Consider the following 17,437-nt stretch of genomic DNA (forward strand, 5'->3'; position numbering starts at 1 on the left):
GATGACCTATGCCAGTCAGTTTAGCAGACGGATGTTAATTGGATGTAAATGGTATGTTAAGAAGTGTGAATTTGTTATTTTTTCTGACATTTATCCGTAAACTTTTTATTGTTTTAGACACTTTTTTTAAAAATTAAGCATATTGTTTAAAAAAAGAGACAAATCATTTTACTGATTTGTCTCTTTTCGTTGTGAAGCATTTAATATTGAAAATAAAACTTTGATTTAGAGGTTAACAGCTTGTATTGAACCTCAACCATTTTACTAAAGAATAACATGGATTTTCGTTCCACATTCCTTGTGTCCAGGACAATTGCTTGGTTATCCACTTTTGCACTGATTTTATTTTGAGAAGTGTTTATCGCAAATTCAATTAATCGCTCTTTCTTTACATGAGCTAGCTGTTCAAGCAAACTCTGCACGTTTACCGTCAATTTTGTGCAATTAGGCTCTAACTCTATACGTTTTACCGGTAATGAGATTTCAGACTGTCCGGTATTCACAATCATTTTTGAATGATTTGGCAAACAGATTTGCTTATCTTTAAAAATAAATGATAAATCTTTTGATTCAGTTTCATATGAAAGTTCTGCTTCTGTATAGGCATGTTTCTTTATATCAATCGAAAGATTATCGTAGTTCATTGTGAAATATGGTCTTGCACTGAAGACAAACAACGCATTATGCCCTAAATACATCGTGTTTGTTGAATACTTATACGCAGCACGCTTGTTTCCGATTCTCGCCCTTAATTTATAGCCATCTATTGACGATTCAATAAAGAAATCCCAAACGCCTAAATCTTCTTCTGCAGATGCCAGTTCATCAAACTTGCACTCAAATGTAAATGTTGAATTTTCATACTTAGCCGGCGCAATGTATTTTTCCGCCTTTGTATCGCGATGAACAAATACTCCTGTCAGAGATTGATTTTGATTCGTTTCATCATCCAACAATTTGTGTTTAATGGTTCCTTGAATGCTGAGGCTGTGATCGCTAAATTCAATATTCTGCAGATAATGTTCAAGCTTATTTTTATAATTTACTTTTAATAACTCTTCAGAAATTGGATAGCGTTCTAAGCTCGGATAACGTGCAATTAAATCCCCGTTATTTACAACACAGAACTTTTTAATGTCTTGTTCTTCACGCTCATACTGGGTTAACCCCTGCAAATCATTATTCCGAATAAACAGCAGCCGCAATTTGATATGCGGAAGGACAAATTGGTCAGCCTCTTCAGGTACTGCATGAATAAATGAGGACAAATATTTAAACCATTCAGCTCTTTCTTCATCTGTCTTCATTTTTATTGTGACATTTTTTGTCCGCGAAAAATCGAAATGCCTGTTTAAAAATACTGCCATCAGTTTCGTTTTTCTTGCTTCTTCCAGATCACTAGCCTTGATAGCAGAGATAATATCTTCCATTGCTCCATAAAAGTTCTCTGGGGGAACATAAGCGACACTCATATGCTCACCGTCTCTTTTGACCAGATAGTAATAATCATAGTCAGCTGAAACAGAAATCTTCTTTGCTTTTAAATAAGCGTTCATTGTGAAGACTTGATCTTCCGCTGCTTTTATGTGAGTAGGGAAGATGATTTGATTTTCTTTTAAAAGTGAGGCTTTAAACAGTTTTTGGGGTCCCAATGTGAAAACAATTTTGGAATCAACCAAATCAACATCTGGGTTTGTTTCCTTAAACATTGATTTGGGAACACCTCGGCCGTTTATCCCTTTTAACTTACCTAAAGTAATATCTGAATCATTCTCTTTTGAGAAATTGTACCATCTTAACAATGCTTCATTGCCTAGATAGTCATCGGAATCAACAAACAGGATGTATTCACCTTTGGCAATTTTTATTGCATCATTCCGCGGCGCACCTGGACCGCCTGAATTTACGGTTCTTTCAACAACAACAATATTGTCATATTTCTTTTTATATCGATTCAAAATGTCTAAAGATGAATCCGTAGATTTATCATCGACACATATAATCTCATAATCCTCTTTTGGCATCGTTTGGTTAACTAAGCTATCAAGACATTCGGAAATAAGATCTTCTGAATTATATACAGGGATAACAATGCTTATTTTCATCGATTACCTCACTACCCTAATGGATCGGTTATATTTTTGCCTGATAATTATATCAAAAACATCTGTCAATAAGAATAGGCCTAACCTTAAATTTTGTTAAACTTTTACATAGCATATGTGGTTTAAAATTTTTCTCATTTTATCGTATAAAAAAGCTTGCCGGCAATTCCTGATGGGTTCTGCCGGCAAGCCGCTATTGATGTCTACTAATTTAATCCCCTAATAATATCCAATGATTCCTTCATATATTGCTTGAGCTGCTTTTTCTTGATACAAAGCACTCTTTAACTTACTTGCGTCGTTCGCATTTGAAATGAACGCCAGCTCCGCTAAGCTGCTCGGCATCGTTGATTCTCTGATGACATGGAAATTCCCGATTTTCACGCCGCGGTTTTGAGTATTGAGTGCTTTATAGAGTCTGTTTTGTATTTCTGTCGCAAGCCGTTTGCTGTTTTCTGACTCATATTTTGTATAATAGTAGGTTTCAGTACCGGTTGCTGCTGGGCTCGCTGAATTGGCGTGAATACTCACAAACAGGTTTGCATTATTGCTTTTTGCTTTTGCAACCCGCTCTGAAAGCTCTAAGAAAACATCTGTAGATCTGGCCATAATCGGAATGGCTCCACCATTGGAAAGTTTGCTGTTTACAAGCTTAGCAACAGCAAGGTTAACATCTTTCTCTTTTAAACCATTACCGACCGCGCCGCTGTCATAACCACCGTGTCCTGCATCCACAAATACCTTTTTGCCTACAATTACATTTTTAAGCTGGTTCACGACATTTGTTTTCACTGAAATAGTTCCCCCAAGAACTGTGAAGGTATTCTTGCTATTTGATCCGATGACTGTTCTTGTCGCAGTCGGCAATGAACCGGCGTCAGTAAATAGCATTGGGCGATTTTGCTTCGCCGCCAGCACAGAACCCGCTAAAGCATCTGCATATTGATAGCCATTGCTGACAAATGCAGCTTTTGATGAAGAATAATACTTTTTCGCTATGTTGGCAGCCACTTCAAAACGGCTGTTCCCGCCGATTCTTGTTGGTGATGGCAACTGGCTGTAAACGCTTTTTGAGACACTGATTTCTCCCCCGACCACAATAGTCGATGTTGTTCCTTTGCTGTTCATCGCATTTTTCGTTGGTTCGGGAATAGAGCTTGCAGTCGTCAGTAGAATTGGAATACCGTTACGGGCAGCATAAGAACCGATTGCCAGACTGTCAGCATATGCCGTTCCATTTGCGATTACTGCTTTTGAATTTGAAGACAATTTTTTAGAAATATTTTGAGCAACTTCATAGCGGCTTCTTCCGCCGATCCGTTCCACATTGGAAATACCCAATTTTTTAATGTCGCTTACAACGTTGTTAGAAACACTGATCGTTCCGCCAATGACGATGACCTTGCTCGGTTTAAGCTGGCTGATTCTGTCTTTAGTCGGTGCAGTCAGTTTAGATGATTCCGTCAATAAAATCGGGGCATTGTATTTATAAGCCAAAGGAGCAGCAGTTAATACATCTGCATACGCTGTTCCGTTTGCCACAACAACCGTGCTCGCACTGCTCCACCCTTGTTTTGAAACATTCACAGCAACCTCATATCTGCTTGCTCCATCCAGCCTTGTAACAGAGTTTGCCGCAAACGCATTTGGTACAAATAACACGACTCCTAGTATCAGCATAGGTATGCTTTTAAGAAAGATCCGCAAAGATAGTCCCTCCAAAGATTCATAATGATTCATAAATCAAATAACGAACAAAGGAGGCATCTCGCCTCCTTTGACTCTAACAATCTTTTAATAGCTTGATAGAGTTGTTCCCGGATAGTAAAAACTTAAAATTGTTGTATAAGATTGTCCGGCAGCTGCTCTGGCATTGGCTCCGTACTGACTCATGCCTATGCCGTGTCCGTATCCTTTACCGCTAATGAGAAAGGCGTTTGTATTGCTTGAGACAGAAGCATATGTACTCTTCATATTGGAAGCGCCAAGCATCGTTCTCAGCTCTGTTGCAGGTACAGTAATTGTTGCTGTTTTTTCACTGAGGCTTCCATTTGACAGGATATAGCCATTTGATTTTTCTTTCACGAAATATGAGAATGTGACGCTTGCTGTTTTCGGCCGCTGACCGGCAGTTTTCTCCGTGCTGAATTTCACACTGGATATTTTCGTGATTTTGATAGACTCGGCATTGCTGTATTTATTTTTAATAAACCAGCTTTTCAAACCGCTCAAATATGATAAGTTTGTTTCATTTTTAGAGCTCCACCATGAACCCGGGCTTTTCAGATTCAGACTGCTCTTATCAAGCTGGGTTTTATTTAAAGACAGAGACCAGCTAATTTGCGGGTCGTACGTATCTTTTTTGGCGATTAAATAAGGAAGCTGGCTGCTCCACACCTCACCGCTCGCTTCTGTGTAGCCGCCGTTGCTTGAGGAATACGTAGCTGAAATCAAATTCCCATTGTATTTCAAAACTTTTCCTTTTGTAGCTTCGACCACTTCTGAAGTTTTTGAATTCCAGTCATATCCGCCATATACCTGAAAAGCGGTGGTGTCTTGTACTTCTTTTCCGGCCGAACTGATGGAATAAGTTCTCGCTGCGACAGCTTGGGCTTTAAGCGCTTCTTTCTGCCAGCTGGCCGGCATTTCATGAGGAACAACACCCTTTAAATAATCTTCAAAGGGGATATTCACATTGATTGGCCGAACATATTTGCCTGACTCTATTGTAAATTTCATGTTTCCGAGATATGGCGTTCCGTTCAGACTGATAGAATTTGTAGTTGCATATTTTTTAGGCTGTGCTGTAAAAGACGTTCCAAGCGTCTTGATTGCAGTACTGTTTTTATAAAGCACTAGGTTTCCGCCGGTTAACTTGACTGTATATCCAGTTCCTGCAAAAGTATCTGCCAGTTTGTTCTTTAGCGTATCACTGATGGAAATGCTTCCTCCAAGCAGCGCAAATGACTGAGTTCCTTTTGACGCTACTACATCAGCGACTGGTGACGGCAGGCTGCCTGATTCAACCAGCAGTAAAGGGCTTCCCTGCTTTGCTGCAAGCACAGATCCCGTTAATGCATCCGCGAATGTTTGGCCGTTTGACATAAATACCTTTGTTGCTTTCATATTTAATTCTTTAACGATATTGGCAGATACCTCATATCGTGAAACGCCGCCAATCCGTTTCACAGTTGCCTTCTTTTTTAATGCAGCTTCCACACCAGTGCTGACACTCAACGGACCGCCGACAATTGTAACCTTGCTTGGAATTTTGTAATCACTGCGGATGTTATTGTCTCCCGCAAGTAAAATCGGATAACCGTTCATTGCAGCATATGGCGCGATTGACAGGGCATCCGTAAAGACCATGCCTGTGGCCACTACTGCCTGGCTGTAATTCCCCATCCGATCGGCTATGTTTTTAGAAACCTCGTAACGGGTTGCTCCGCCAATCCGATCGATAGAACCATATTTTTTTAATGTATTTTCTACATTTTTAGAAACACTGATTGTCCCGCCAATGATGAGAATATTGTCAGGATTTAATTTTGCAATTTCGCTTTCTGTTTTTGGTGTTAGCGAATCTGCGTCTGTTAATAAAATCGGTGCATCGTACTTTTTGGCAAGCGGGGTTGCTGAGAGCGCATCGGCAAAAGCATCCCGATTTACAATGACCACAGTCGTTGGATTTGTCCATCCGGCAGAGGCGACATTATTGGCAACATCAAAACGGGTTGCTCCTCCATATCGCTCCGTATCCGCAATTCTTGAGCCGGGAATTTCATATCCGCCTGTGATATCGACATCCAAACTTGATTTGCTGCCTACATAATTACTCAGCTTAACCGAAATGGTTTTATCAGCGGCTTTCGCAGTCTGCATAAACGCCGGACATGCTACAGCCGCCGCAGTGACTGACGATAGAAGCAAGAGCTTCATTTTTTTCAAAACATGGAACCCCCTAAGAGTTTTTTATTACTTTGTCTCAAGATCCTTAAGCATTAAAGCGCCATTTGAATCTTTTGTATATTTGACAACAACTTTTTGCCCTTCTGAAATGCTGTTCATTTTGTCCTGAAGGTCTGAACCAACCTGAATCGACGTCTCTTTATCATCAATAGTGACTGCAATTGTATGGCTGTCCGCCAAACCCGCAAAAGTGCCTTCCTTCGTTACTGTCTCTTCTGCAGCTGCATCCTGGCTGTCTGAATTTGTTTCTGCTCCTGATGTGTTCTGAGCTGTGCCGCACGCAGACAAAAGAAGCAGCATTGAGAACATTAAAATAGCAATTTTTTTCATTCCTATATCACCTCTCCACTTTTTATCGACAATTTTAAGCTTATTTTAAGATTTCTTTCAAAACAACGAAAAATTTTTGCGGATTTTCTTAAAATACCGAAACATTTGTTACAAGGAGCCGTCTATTGTAAAGAATCAGACAAATTTTAGTTGTTTTCAAATATTAAGAAACTTATAATCGTACTAGATTACAAAAAAGCGAGGACTTTATTATGAGAGCTGAAAAAAGAAAGAAAAAAAGAAAGGCATTACTTGTCATTTTAGCCATTGTGGCCGTATTTGTACTCGGAACTGGCGGCTATGCATACTACTTATGGCATAAAGCAGCATCAACCGTGGCAAGTATTCATGAAAGCATTGATAAATCGAAAAAGAGGGATAAAGAGGTCAGTATCAATAAAAAAGATCCTTTTTCCGTCTTAATCATGGGTGTGGATGAACGCGACGGCGATAAGGGCCGTGCCGATACGCTCATTTATATGACCGTTAACCCAAAAACGAATACAACCGACATGGTCAGCATTCCGCGTGACACGTATACAAAAATTATCGGAAAAGGCACAATGGATAAAATCAACCATTCATACGCTTTCGGCGGCACGCAGATGACGGTAGACACTGTTGAGAACTTCCTCGATGTTCCGGTTGATTATTTTGTGAAAGTGAACATGGAAAGCTTTAGAGACGTTGTTGATACACTTGGCGGCATTACAGTTAACAGCACATTCGCGTTCAGTTATGACGGTTATTCGTTCGGCAAAGGAGAAATCACGCTGAACGGAAAAGAAGCGCTCGCTTATACCCGGATGAGAAAAGAAGATCCGAGAGGCGACTTCGGACGCCAGGACCGCCAGCGCCAAGTCATCCAAGGTATTATTAATAAAGGCGCTAATATTTCTTCCATCACGAAATTCGGAGATATGTTTAAAGTTGTTGAAGATAATGTGAAAACGAACTTGACCTTCGATAACATGTGGGATATCCAGTCCGATTACAAAGGTGCGCGGAAACATATTAAACAGCACGAACTAAAAGGTACAGGCACGAAAATCAATGGAATTTACTACTACCAAGCTGATGAAAGCGCCCTTTCCGATATTACAAAAGAGCTGAAGGAAAGCCTCGAAAAGTAAAACAAAAAGAAGCTTCGCACAATGTGCAAAGCTTCTTTTTTATTTGCCTGTAAATGAATCCGGTTGTTCTTTCCGGTACCCGTAATGAAACAGCAATTCTTCCACAATCCGGCGGGAAGCCTCTCCATCTCCATACGGATTAGAAGCCTGGGACATTTTCTTGTACTCATCAGGATCAGTTAACAGCTGTTTTGCCAGCTGATAAATGTTTTCCTCATCCGTCCCTGCAAGTTTCAGCGTTCCCGCTTCCACTCCTTCAGGCCGTTCCGTCGTATCACGCAGAACAAGCACCGGTTTCCCGAGAGATGGGGCTTCCTCCTGCACGCCGCCCGAATCTGTCAATATAAAATGCGATTTCGCTGCAAAGTTATGGAAATCAATCACCTCTAAAGGTTCAATTAGATGTACTCTGCCAGAATCACCAAAATGCTTATGAGCCGCTTCCCGGACAACAGGATTCAGGTGCACAGGGTAAACGACTTGTACATCTTCAAATTCCCCTACAATTCTGCGGATAGCCTTGAACATATTTTCCATTGGCTCACCCAAATTCTCCCGGCGGTGAGCGGTCAAGAGAATCATTTTATCCTCACCCACCTGATCGAGAACAGGATGTGAGTAACCATCCCTAACCGTTGTGTTGAGTGCGTCAATCGCTGTATTGCCCGTTACAAAAATAGAGTCGGCCTTTTTGTTTTCTTTTAATAAATTGTCTTTCGCCTGGCCTGTCGGAGCAAAATGCAAATCAGCAATCGCCCCTGTCATCTGTCGATTGAGCTCTTCCGGAAACGGGGAATACTTATTCCCTGTACGGAGCCCCGCCTCCACATGACCGACAGCAATTTGATGGTAAAAAGCGGCTAGGCTTCCGGCAAACGTCGTCGTCGTATCACCATGGACAAGCACAATATCGGGTTTGATATCTTTAAACAACTCATCCAATTTTACAAGTGCGTTAGACGTAATCTCTGCCAGTGTCTGCCGCTCCTTCATAATGTTCAAATCGAAGTCAGGCTTGATGTGAAACGCATCTAACACCTGATCGAGCATCTGTCTGTGCTGTGCAGTTACCGTTACATAGGAATCTATTTCAGGATATTTTTTCAATTCAAGCACAAGCGGTGCCATCTTGATCGCTTCAGGCCTGGTCCCGAAAACAGTCATAACTTTTAGTTTTTTCATATTTGTCACCTGGTTTCTTTGTTTAACGGGCTGTTAGATAGAATTTCGATTGGTCCGATTGTATAAATAGATCTACTTTCTTCTTTATTTTAAAGCACCATAGCTTTTTTTCAATATTTTTACTGCAAAAGTACACACTGACATCCTTTTTCGGAACCAATGTGGTTTTATAAGAATTAATGGATAAAACAATATTGGTGTTTTGTAAATAAGCCGGAGCAAACTTTTGCTGAACGAGATTCCGATCAACCTGTATCACTGTCCCATCAGCTGAACTGATTTGATTTTTTATTGGTATTAAAAACTCTTGGTTATTGCATTCGAGCAATAATAAAGATTGCTTCGGAAAAAACAATTGGCTTCCAGGAAATATGAACGTTAAATGCTGGTCCGAATCATTATCTCTGAATTCGACTTTCAGAACTTCCTGCTTTCTGATATCCACCGACAAATTATCATAGGTTTTAGTAAAGTACGGCCGTGCGCTGAAAGCATATTCCCCGTTATTCCCAATATATTTAGCATGTTTTGAATAAGGATACGGTTCTCTGCTGCTGCCAATTCGGACGCGTTTTTTATAGCCGTCTATCCCCGATTCAATAAAGAAATCCCAAACACCAATATCTTCTTCATGAATAGCCAAATCAGTAAACTTCGTGAGAAATTCAAATTCTCCGTCCTTGGAATACACTGGAGAAATGATTTTTTCAGTTTTTCTATTACGGTGCACCCAAATGCCGTATAAAGTTTGCATAGCTTGATGCTCTGGTTGTAAAGCCGTGTGGGTAACCGACCCTCTTAATGTGAAAGTGTTGTCCTTCATTTGAAATTCGCTCACGTAATGACTGATTTTGTTTCTGTCATCAACAATCCGTTCATTCTCTGCCAAATGATATGAGATAAGGCTGGGATAGTTTGCTATGATATGACCATTTTTAACTGACGTATATTGGGCTATATTTTCTTTATCAGATTCAAACTGCTTTAAGCCCTTTAGGTCATTATGGCGTACAAAGTGTAATTTTAACCGCGTATGAGAATGAACAAGCTTATCAATTTCCCGTGGTATATTTTGTTCAACAAAATGATGCAGCTCTGTCATCCATGTTTGCTGCTCCCGTTCGTCCTCGATTGTTACGGTAAAGTCCGTTGTTCTGGAAAAATCAAAATGACGATTTAAAAACTTCGCCATAAACTTCATTTTGCGATTATGTGAAAGACGGCTATTACGAATCATATCTATGATTACCTTCATTGCGCCATAGTAGCTTTGAGGCGCAACGTATGCAAACGTCATATGCTCGCCATCATGCTGTACAGCATAGTAATAATCATAATCGGCCAAGACAGAAATTTTGTCCGCTTCTAAATAAGCCTGCATGACAAATACCTGATCCTCTGTAGCCTGTATATTAGAGGGGAAATATATGTCATGCATTCTAAGCAGTGAGACTTTAAAAAGTTTTGTCGGTCCTATTGAGTAAACAAGCGGAGATTTTACAAGATCCGCCTCAGGTTTCGTTTCCTTAAAAATAGCTTGCGGGACCGATCTGCCGTTTACACCGACCATTTTCCCAAGCACAATATCTGAATCATGCTGTTTTGCAAATTGATACATTCTCTCGAACGCTTCGATTCCTACATAATCATCGGAATCAATAAAAAAAATGTATTCACCGTTCGCAGCACGTATCGCTTGGTTTCGCGGCTCCCCCGGCCCTCCCGAATTTTTTTCTCGTTCTATAACCGTTATATTAGAATACTGTTCACTGTACTTTTTTAATATTGAAACCGTGCCATCCTGTGAACAATCATCTACACAAATAATTTCGTACTCATTATTCGGCATGGTTTGTTGAACCAGACTATCCAGGCAGCGGGAGATAAAATGTTCTGAGTTGTATGTGGGTACTGCTGCAGTGATTTTCACCATGACACCTCTATCCTTATCCGCTTCTATTTCATTCGCAAAAGCTCATATAATGAACAAAAATGGTGCAAAAACGTACTATTTCGTTATTTCAAATACTTCTTCCCATCTTTCAAATAATCGGGCTTCACTATATTCAGTATCCATTAAGTTCTTTGCGTTTTTTCCATATTGAATGGCTCTCTCAGGGTTGTCGTACAAATAAATGATACTTTCAGCAAGCATGTCAATATTATCAGGTTCTACAAGCATTCCCGTTTCGTGTTCTTTTATGAGCTCCCTCGGGCTGTATTTCACATCAAAACTGATAACAGGGGTTGCGCACGAAAACGATTCACAAATCGCGAGACTAAACCCCTCAAATTTTGATGTTAATAATGTGGCAAGCGCCTGCTGATAAAATGGAGCGGGATTTGCGACATATCCTTTTAAATGTACATTATCTAACTTAAGATCATCGATCAATTGCTGGTATTCCTCATGGCCGGGACCGCTGCCATATATATTCAGGACAATATCCGGCCGGGATTTTTTTACGATTCCCATTGCTTTTATGACCTTATCGATCCCTTTTTCCTCATGATATCTGGCCACCATGACAAATTCGTTTTTCTTCTTTTCATACGTTTGTAATTTTTCAAGCCTTCTTGGTGCATGAGGAATAACAAAAATATTATTGTTCGACTCAAAATCCTTCATGATATCTTCTTTTTGTTCATTCGTTAATACGATCAGCCCGTCATAATCCTTAATATGCTCCATCGCATATTGATGATTGGTTCGAACTTTGCTGCCTAACGTATAAGGATAATCTAAATGATTTGAGTGAACACAGTAAAATCGTTTTGCCAATCCTGCACGCATTTCATTTACTTTTGAAGCACTTCCGACTCCATCACAGATGATAATAGGGTCCTTTTCTTTCTCACATAACGTTTCAAGCCAATGTGTATGAAACTGGTGCTTGTTTTTGAAAAATACAGCTTCCTTTTCATCACGGCCAAACAGCATAACTCCTTGACTGGCTCCTGTTTTAAAATGGTACCATTCTGTTAAATAACAGAAACCGTCGGGTGCTGTGTAGTGAATTTGATTGATTTTTCCGCTTCTTGTATCGAATATCACAGTTTTATTTACATAACCGCCATGAAAGAATTCTCGCTTTGTCATTTGCATATTTTCATTGAAATGATCTACATATAAAAGATTATCCGACTCATCCCATTTTTTCTTTTTAATATATAAGCCATTCTTGAAGTATTCCGTTTCTAATTTTTCCTCATTATGATACGCAGCATATGGTTCTTCAAAGCGATTACGATTTTGATCATAGTAACTTTGCTGCACTTCCCCAATTTTTATATGCTTATGCTGATTTTTATAGTCATCATAAATATTGAGGATATTTACATCAGCATGCAGCCTTCCAGCGCTCTTCAGCACTTGCTCAATCTGATCATAATTGTCCTTATAATCAAGTGTAACCAAATCGATTTTATGGCCGCGCTCCGCAAATGTAAAAGATCTTGACATCATAGAGCTTGTAATGCCGCCTTTTTCAATGTCTATTTCATATATTAGTGAAAAGATCCTTCTCATCTTCAAGCTCCTTCTTCTGGTAAAACCTTGTCTGCTATTTTTTCACAAACAGCCGTTTCATTAATTTTCTCCGAAATCCCTCGGCAGTCTGAACACGCAAATAATTATTTTCTTTTTCTAAAGTAACTTGCCAGCCTGAAATACTTTGTTTTGATAATGGAATTTCCTTTGAATCGGTTATTCGCACACCTGATGCAAAGAAGCTATTATCCCACTCGGAACAGAGATACAATTCAATGGTGGACAACTGATCTAACACAGAGTGAACACGAAGTGTACCGCTTACGGTAAATATTAGTTCTTCCTCGCTGTTTACTTTTGCGTTAAACGTGCTTTCAGTGCCGCTCTTTTTATTTTTTAACTTCCAATACATTTTATGGCGGCCAACAGAATGGGGAGGAATGCAGCCTTTAAATTCAACCTTGGCTGACAGATATAAATCGGATTTTGATTGCCATTCTGCCATTAACAGCTCAACATTCATATCCTTCAATTGATTATTAAATGGCACCTGATCTATTAGTTTGTCCACAAAACGCTTGCGGGTAAACGGCTCTTCAGAAACGTAATAAATATTTGTGCGAGGCCCCGTATTTTTAATTATGTCATGATATCTCTTCAAGGAAGGAACCACAAAAGCATCAAGGTGGCCTATTTCCTTTTCAGGGTTTTCCAACATCTCATTCGTCTCTATAAAACCTAGATACATGGAAGAATATTCAACTGAAAGAGATTTTAATGTAGTATATAACTCAACTTCAGAAGTCATAAATAAATAATCCGCTTCCTTTATCAAGCGGCTCAGAAAATAACGGGCAAGTTCATTTTCTGAATACAATACACTGACTATATTCTCTTTTTCGTCAAAAATGACAATTTTTTCAGTTGTTCCATCATTCTTATACCATTTTGTCATATAACAAGTGCCATCTGCCCTTAAATAAAGATGCTGCTTCGGTTTGTTAGTGTCCAGATCCATGTACATTAAGCTGTGTACATATCCAGACAAATCATATTCTTCCCTTTTAAATCTTTGCCTGCTTTCATTAAAGTAATCAATGACAGCAAGTTCTCCTGATGCTGTAAACCTTTGATATTTGATATAACGTCCATTATTGTAATAACGATAAATTGGCTTATTTGGTTCTTGAATATATGTTAAACCTTCTTGTTCAATCGGATGCTTGATTTTATCTTTCTGAGGTTCAGAACCTTTAAAGTAGCTGTACATATTAATAACAGCAGTATCTTTAAAAGAAGAAGGCCCATTGGGCTCATGATGTAAAGTGACAATTTCCATTGGATAATTCCAATCGATCGTATTGATACTAAACTTTTGTGCAGCATTCAGCTCTTGACAAACAAATGCTAATTTTGGAGTAGAAACCTTAATCGTCATCATCTATTTATTACCTTTCGAATAAATTCGTACAGTCACATTTTCAGAACTACATTATATCACTTTTGCTGAGCAGGCTCTAGAGATGAAGAAGCTGTTATATTTCTTGAAATACCGGATCAGGTGAAACTGTTTTATCTATCAATTAATGATATTTTTTTGTATTTCCTCGACCCCAAAGTCACTGAATTGACTCTTGTTTAATATTGGTTTTTCTTATATGATTAAATGTGTTTAACAGAATGAAAATAGGGTATTGATGAGAAAAGAAACTCAAACATTTTAAATACTCTGCATTCAAAAGAGTGACCCTAAATCTGTTCTTAAGGAAGGTGCTTTGAAATTGAAAAAAGTACGTAAAGCCATAATCCCTGCCGCAGGTCTCGGAACGAGATTCTTGCCGGCTACGAAAGCAATGCCGAAAGAAATGCTTCCTATCGTTGATAAACCTACCATTCAATACATAATTGAAGAAGCTGTTGAAGCCGGTATTGAAGATATTATTATCGTAACAGGAAAAAGCAAGCGTGCGATTGAGGATCATTTTGATTACTCTCCTGAGCTTGAAAGAAACCTAGAAGAAAAAGGAAAAACTGAGCTGCTTGAAAAAGTGAAAAAGGCTTCTAATCTGGCTGACATTCACTATATCCGCCAAAAAGAACCTAAAGGTCTCGGACATGCTGTCTGGTGCGCGCGCAACTTTATCGGCGATGAGCCGTTTGCGGTACTGCTTGGAGACGATATTGTTCAGGCTGAAACACCAGGGTTGCGCCAATTAATGGATGAATATGAAAAAACACTTTCTTCTATTATCGGTGTTCAGCAGGTGCCTGAAGAAGAAACACACCGCTACGGCATTATTGACCCGCTGACAAGTGAAGGCCGCCGTTATCAGGTGAAAAACTTCGTTGAAAAACCGCCTAAAGGCACAGCACCTTCTAATCTTGCCATCTTAGGCCGTTACGTATTCACTCCTGAGATCTTCATGTATTTAGAGGAGCAGCAGGTTGGCGCCGGCGGAGAAATTCAGCTCACAGACGCCATTCAAAAGCTGAATGAAATTCAAAGAGTGTTTGCTTACGATTTTGAAGGCAAGCGTTATGATGTTGGTGAAAAGCTCGGCTTTATCACAACAACTCTAGAATTTGCGATGCAGGATAAAGAGCTTCGCGATCAGCTCGTTCCATTTATGGAAGGTTTACTAAACAAAGAAGAAATCTAAACAAAAAGGCTATTGGACATTCATCCAATAGCCTTTTTTTATTTCAACATCAAAGTCAGTGTATGCTCTTCATTATCAACTGCAAAAACCTGATCAGCTGTATTCACAAGAAAACGCTTCTTGCTGCTGTCATACAATACATCGCTATCACTTAAGGATAGTGACGCCGGGGTGATAGGAGAAATGTTATGAAAAATAAGCTCTGTTGCTTTATCATTCTCCAGCACATAGCTGATTTTTTCATAATCAAAATCTAATGTTTTTCTGCCGTCAGCCGTATCCCCTTCAGTATATCCATTCAATTTGGATTGAATGCTGGTTCTGCTGTCTCCCAGGAATTTCAGAAAGTATTCATAGGAAGATGCTGCGTTTTGCGAGACATAAGACGTAAATGCAGCGGCATGCAATTCAGCATGTTTCATGTTAGCTGCAACAGCGCTCTGTTTCACATAATAAGAGTGCCCGTCAAACTTTATTTTCGCTGCTTGTTTGCCTTTTGCAGCTACCGTCACTTTTGTACCGAATGGCAGTGTAACGTCAGCCTTCTGTTTCAAACCCTGATCCTTATAAGCAGCCGCTTTTTCATTTGCTATAAACCCTTGCTTATTGACTGCGGTTAAGCGTTCCTCTGACTTGCCCTTTGCATTGCCATGATGATTCTCCACTTCATTTTGCGGGATAGCGCCAAACGAAGCAATTGTACGAAGCGGGGCATTAAAGAACATCGTTCCTGCCATGAATACAGTCAGAATAGACAAAATAGCAATTTGAACCGCATTAGCCAATGATTTCGGCTTTTTCTTCTTTTGGCGGAAACGGGCAAACGCTTCAGGATCTTCTTTCTTCCTCTCTTCCGTCTGCTCTTTTTTATATGTCTCTTTTTCTTTTTTAGACAGCTTATTAAACCAGTCAATAAACGCTTTATACTCTTTGACAACCGTTTTTGTTTCATCAAACATACGAAGCTCACCATAGTGCATCCAAGCGACGCGGTCACACATCTTTTCAATCTGGCCGATCGAGTGGCTGACAAAGAAAATCGTTTTCCCTTGCTTTTTAAAATCATTTATTCTGTCTACACACTTCTGATAAAACGTTTGGTCCCCTACAGAAAGCGCTTCGTCAATAATTAAAATGTCAGGGTCAATATGCACGGAAATCGCAAAACCGAGACGCGATTTCATCCCGCTGGAATAGTTTTTAACCGGCTGATTAATAAAATCGCCAATCTCAGCAAATTCAACGATGCTGTCATACATATCATCAATTTCTTTATTGGTTAACCCCATCATCAAACACTTGAGCCGGACATTGTCCCGGCCCGTTAATTGGTTATTTAAACCGGCAGCAATCGCAATCAGCGACGGCTGGCCGTTCATTTCAATTTCACCGCTGGTCGGTGGAATAATTTTAGCCAGCAGGTTAGACATGGTTGATTTCCCTGATCCATTTATCCCTACAAAGCCGATTGTCTCTCCCTCATACACGTCAAAGGAGACATTCCGCACAGCAAAAAAACCATTATCCTTAGCCGGAAAAAACAATCCTTTTATCTTGTCCGATTGTTTTTTATACAAATGATATTGCTTTGAAACATTTCGAAACGAAACTTTTAGTTTCATCGTACAATCTCCTTACGTATTAAAGAAAGTCAACAAACTTGTCTCTGAATTTCATATGCAGAATAGAACCCACTAACAATAAAAGGAATGTGAACAGCCAGAAATACAGCGTGTACTTCATGTCTTGGAAAAACCATTTTCCGTCTAAGAAGCTGTTCCTAAATCCTTCTATCAGATAAAAAATCGGATTCAGCTTAAGCACAGGCAGAAGATTCGGGTGATTTTTCCCGAGCTGCTCTGAGATATTCCAAAAAATCGGAAGTAAAAAGAACAATAATCTGGTTACGGCCTGCAGCAGAAATTGATAATCTCTGACAAGCACACTGATTGTAGAGTTAAACAAGCTAAATGAAAACATAAACACAATCATGCAGATTAAATAGTAAATATATTGTATCCAATGCAAGCTAGGGTAAACACCGCTTGCTAAAAGGACAATGACATAAACACCCATCATTACAAAATAACTAAATAAATTTGAAGCAATCACTACAGAAGGCAGTGAACTAATCGGAAAATTCATTTTCGCAACCATATTGATCCGTTTAAATACACTGTTTGATCCATCCAAAATCGTCGGGCTAATAAAAAACCACGGGATCAAACCAGCCAACATCCAAACAATAAAAGGAACTTCTCCAATACCTGTTATGACTGGCTTGCTGTTACGAATCCCCATACCAAATACAAACCAATACGCCAGCATTTGAATGAGAGGATTGAGAAACTGCCATAATACGCCAAGATAATTCATCTGATACTGAGACTTTGTCTCATACGAAGCTAAGCGCAAAATTAAAGGAAACGATGTCACTTGCTCTTTTACGATTCTTACTAATGCATTCATTGTTTATCTTCCTTAGACTTAAATGATTTTTTGGATCTTTCGGTTAAAGAAATTTGAAAGCACCGGTGAATATTGTAACAGATGTTGAGGTTTTTTTCA

General features: G+C 39.4%; 12 protein-coding genes. 2 read left to right on the forward strand and 10 right to left on the reverse strand.

Annotated features, from left to right (window positions below; genetic code table 11):
- Positions 1–200 precede the first annotated feature (200 nt).
- From tarQ to MHI44_RS08630, 4 genes are all read right to left on the reverse strand, one after another.
- Positions 201–2,105 carry a (poly)ribitol-phosphate teichoic acid beta-D-glucosyltransferase TarQ gene (gene tarQ, locus MHI44_RS08615; protein WP_024573117.1) on the reverse strand — a complete coding sequence of 635 codons (1,905 nt, stop codon included), beginning with the start codon at positions 2,103–2,105 and terminating at the stop codon, positions 201–203.
- 219 nt (positions 2,106–2,324) lie between these two features.
- A complete protein-coding gene (locus tag MHI44_RS08620) occupies positions 2,325–3,812 on the reverse strand; it encodes an N-acetylmuramoyl-L-alanine amidase (RefSeq protein ID WP_217017169.1) in 1,488 nt (495 codons plus the stop codon).
- An 87-nt stretch (positions 3,813–3,899) separates the two neighbouring features.
- A complete protein-coding gene (locus MHI44_RS08625) occupies positions 3,900–6,053 on the reverse strand; it encodes a SpoIID/LytB domain-containing protein (protein WP_160221847.1) in 2,154 nt (717 codons plus the stop codon).
- Between the two features lie 27 nt (positions 6,054–6,080).
- A complete protein-coding gene (locus MHI44_RS08630; protein ID WP_038427952.1) occupies positions 6,081–6,404 on the reverse strand; it encodes a hypothetical protein in 324 nt (107 codons plus the stop codon).
- Between the two features lie 212 nt (positions 6,405–6,616).
- On the opposite strand from MHI44_RS08630, the gene lytR reads away from it, so the two are divergent.
- Positions 6,617–7,537: a transcription antiterminator LytR gene (lytR, locus tag MHI44_RS08635; RefSeq protein ID WP_015251104.1), complete on the forward strand. Its 921-nt coding sequence runs from the start codon at positions 6,617–6,619 to the stop codon at positions 7,535–7,537.
- A 39-nt stretch (positions 7,538–7,576) separates the two neighbouring features.
- On the opposite strand, the gene wecB is transcribed toward lytR, so the two are convergent.
- From wecB to MHI44_RS08655, 4 genes are all read right to left on the reverse strand, one after another.
- Positions 7,577–8,719: a UDP-N-acetylglucosamine 2-epimerase (non-hydrolyzing) gene (wecB, locus tag MHI44_RS08640; RefSeq protein ID WP_038427953.1), complete on the reverse strand. Its 1,143-nt coding sequence runs from the start codon at positions 8,717–8,719 to the stop codon at positions 7,577–7,579.
- Between the two features lie 22 nt (positions 8,720–8,741).
- A complete protein-coding gene (locus MHI44_RS08645; RefSeq protein WP_339203324.1) occupies positions 8,742–10,652 on the reverse strand; it encodes a glycosyltransferase in 1,911 nt (636 codons plus the stop codon).
- A gap of 75 nt (positions 10,653–10,727) precedes the next feature.
- On the reverse strand, positions 10,728–12,248 hold the full coding sequence (locus MHI44_RS08650; protein WP_029318774.1) for a glycosyltransferase: 1,521 nt from the start codon (positions 12,246–12,248) through the stop codon (positions 10,728–10,730).
- Positions 12,249–12,282: 34 nt separating this feature from the next.
- Entirely contained in the window at positions 12,283–13,650 is a 1,368-nt protein-coding gene (locus MHI44_RS08655; RefSeq protein ID WP_213419945.1) for an alpha-glucosyltransferase N-terminal domain-containing protein, read from the reverse strand.
- Between the two features lie 340 nt (positions 13,651–13,990).
- Here MHI44_RS08655 and galU point away from each other — a divergent pair, with 340 nt between their 5' ends.
- The gene (gene galU / locus MHI44_RS08660) at positions 13,991–14,869 is read left to right on the forward strand and encodes a UTP--glucose-1-phosphate uridylyltransferase GalU (RefSeq protein ID WP_003227944.1); all 879 of its coding nucleotides are present in this window, start codon (positions 13,991–13,993) and stop codon (positions 14,867–14,869) included.
- 38 nt (positions 14,870–14,907) lie between these two features.
- Here galU and tagH read toward each other — a convergent pair whose 3' ends face one another.
- Together tagH and tagG are read right to left on the reverse strand one after the other, a co-directional pair.
- Positions 14,908–16,491: a teichoic acids export ABC transporter ATP-binding subunit TagH gene (gene tagH, locus MHI44_RS08665; RefSeq protein ID WP_339203327.1), complete on the reverse strand. Its 1,584-nt coding sequence runs from the start codon at positions 16,489–16,491 to the stop codon at positions 14,908–14,910.
- A 19-nt stretch (positions 16,492–16,510) separates the two neighbouring features.
- The gene (gene tagG, locus MHI44_RS08670; RefSeq protein WP_014665585.1) at positions 16,511–17,338 is read right to left on the reverse strand and encodes a teichoic acids export ABC transporter permease subunit TagG; all 828 of its coding nucleotides are present in this window, start codon (positions 17,336–17,338) and stop codon (positions 16,511–16,513) included.
- Positions 17,339–17,437 lie beyond the last annotated feature (99 nt).

This window comes from Bacillus sp. FSL K6-1366, assembly GCF_037976695.1.
GTDB lineage: Bacteria > Bacillota > Bacilli > Bacillales > Bacillaceae > Bacillus > Bacillus subtilis.

What these genes read in the sequence shown, in the direction of transcription:
- wecB (WP_038427953.1), bottom strand. Translation starts at nt 8,719, where the DNA reads ATGAAAAAACTAAAAGTTATGACTGTTTTCGGGACCAGGCCTGAAGCG.
- tagG (WP_014665585.1), bottom strand. Translation starts at nt 17,338, where the DNA reads ATGAATGCATTAGTAAGAATCGTAAAAGAGCAAGTGACATCGTTTCCT.
- lytR (WP_015251104.1), top strand. Translation starts at nt 6,617, where the DNA reads ATGAGAGCTGAAAAAAGAAAGAAAAAAAGAAAGGCATTACTTGTCATT.
- MHI44_RS08655 (WP_213419945.1), bottom strand. Translation starts at nt 13,650, where the DNA reads ATGATGACGATTAAGGTTTCTACTCCAAAATTAGCATTTGTTTGTCAA.
- MHI44_RS08650 (WP_029318774.1), bottom strand. Translation starts at nt 12,248, where the DNA reads ATGAGAAGGATCTTTTCACTAATATATGAAATAGACATTGAAAAAGGC.
- MHI44_RS08630 (WP_038427952.1), bottom strand. Translation starts at nt 6,404, where the DNA reads ATGAAAAAAATTGCTATTTTAATGTTCTCAATGCTGCTTCTTTTGTCT.
- tarQ (WP_024573117.1), bottom strand. Translation starts at nt 2,105, where the DNA reads ATGAAAATAAGCATTGTTATCCCTGTATATAATTCAGAAGATCTTATT.
- MHI44_RS08645 (WP_339203324.1), bottom strand. Translation starts at nt 10,652, where the DNA reads ATGGTGAAAATCACTGCAGCAGTACCCACATACAACTCAGAACATTTT.
- tagH (WP_339203327.1), bottom strand. Translation starts at nt 16,491, where the DNA reads ATGAAACTAAAAGTTTCGTTTCGAAATGTTTCAAAGCAATATCATTTG.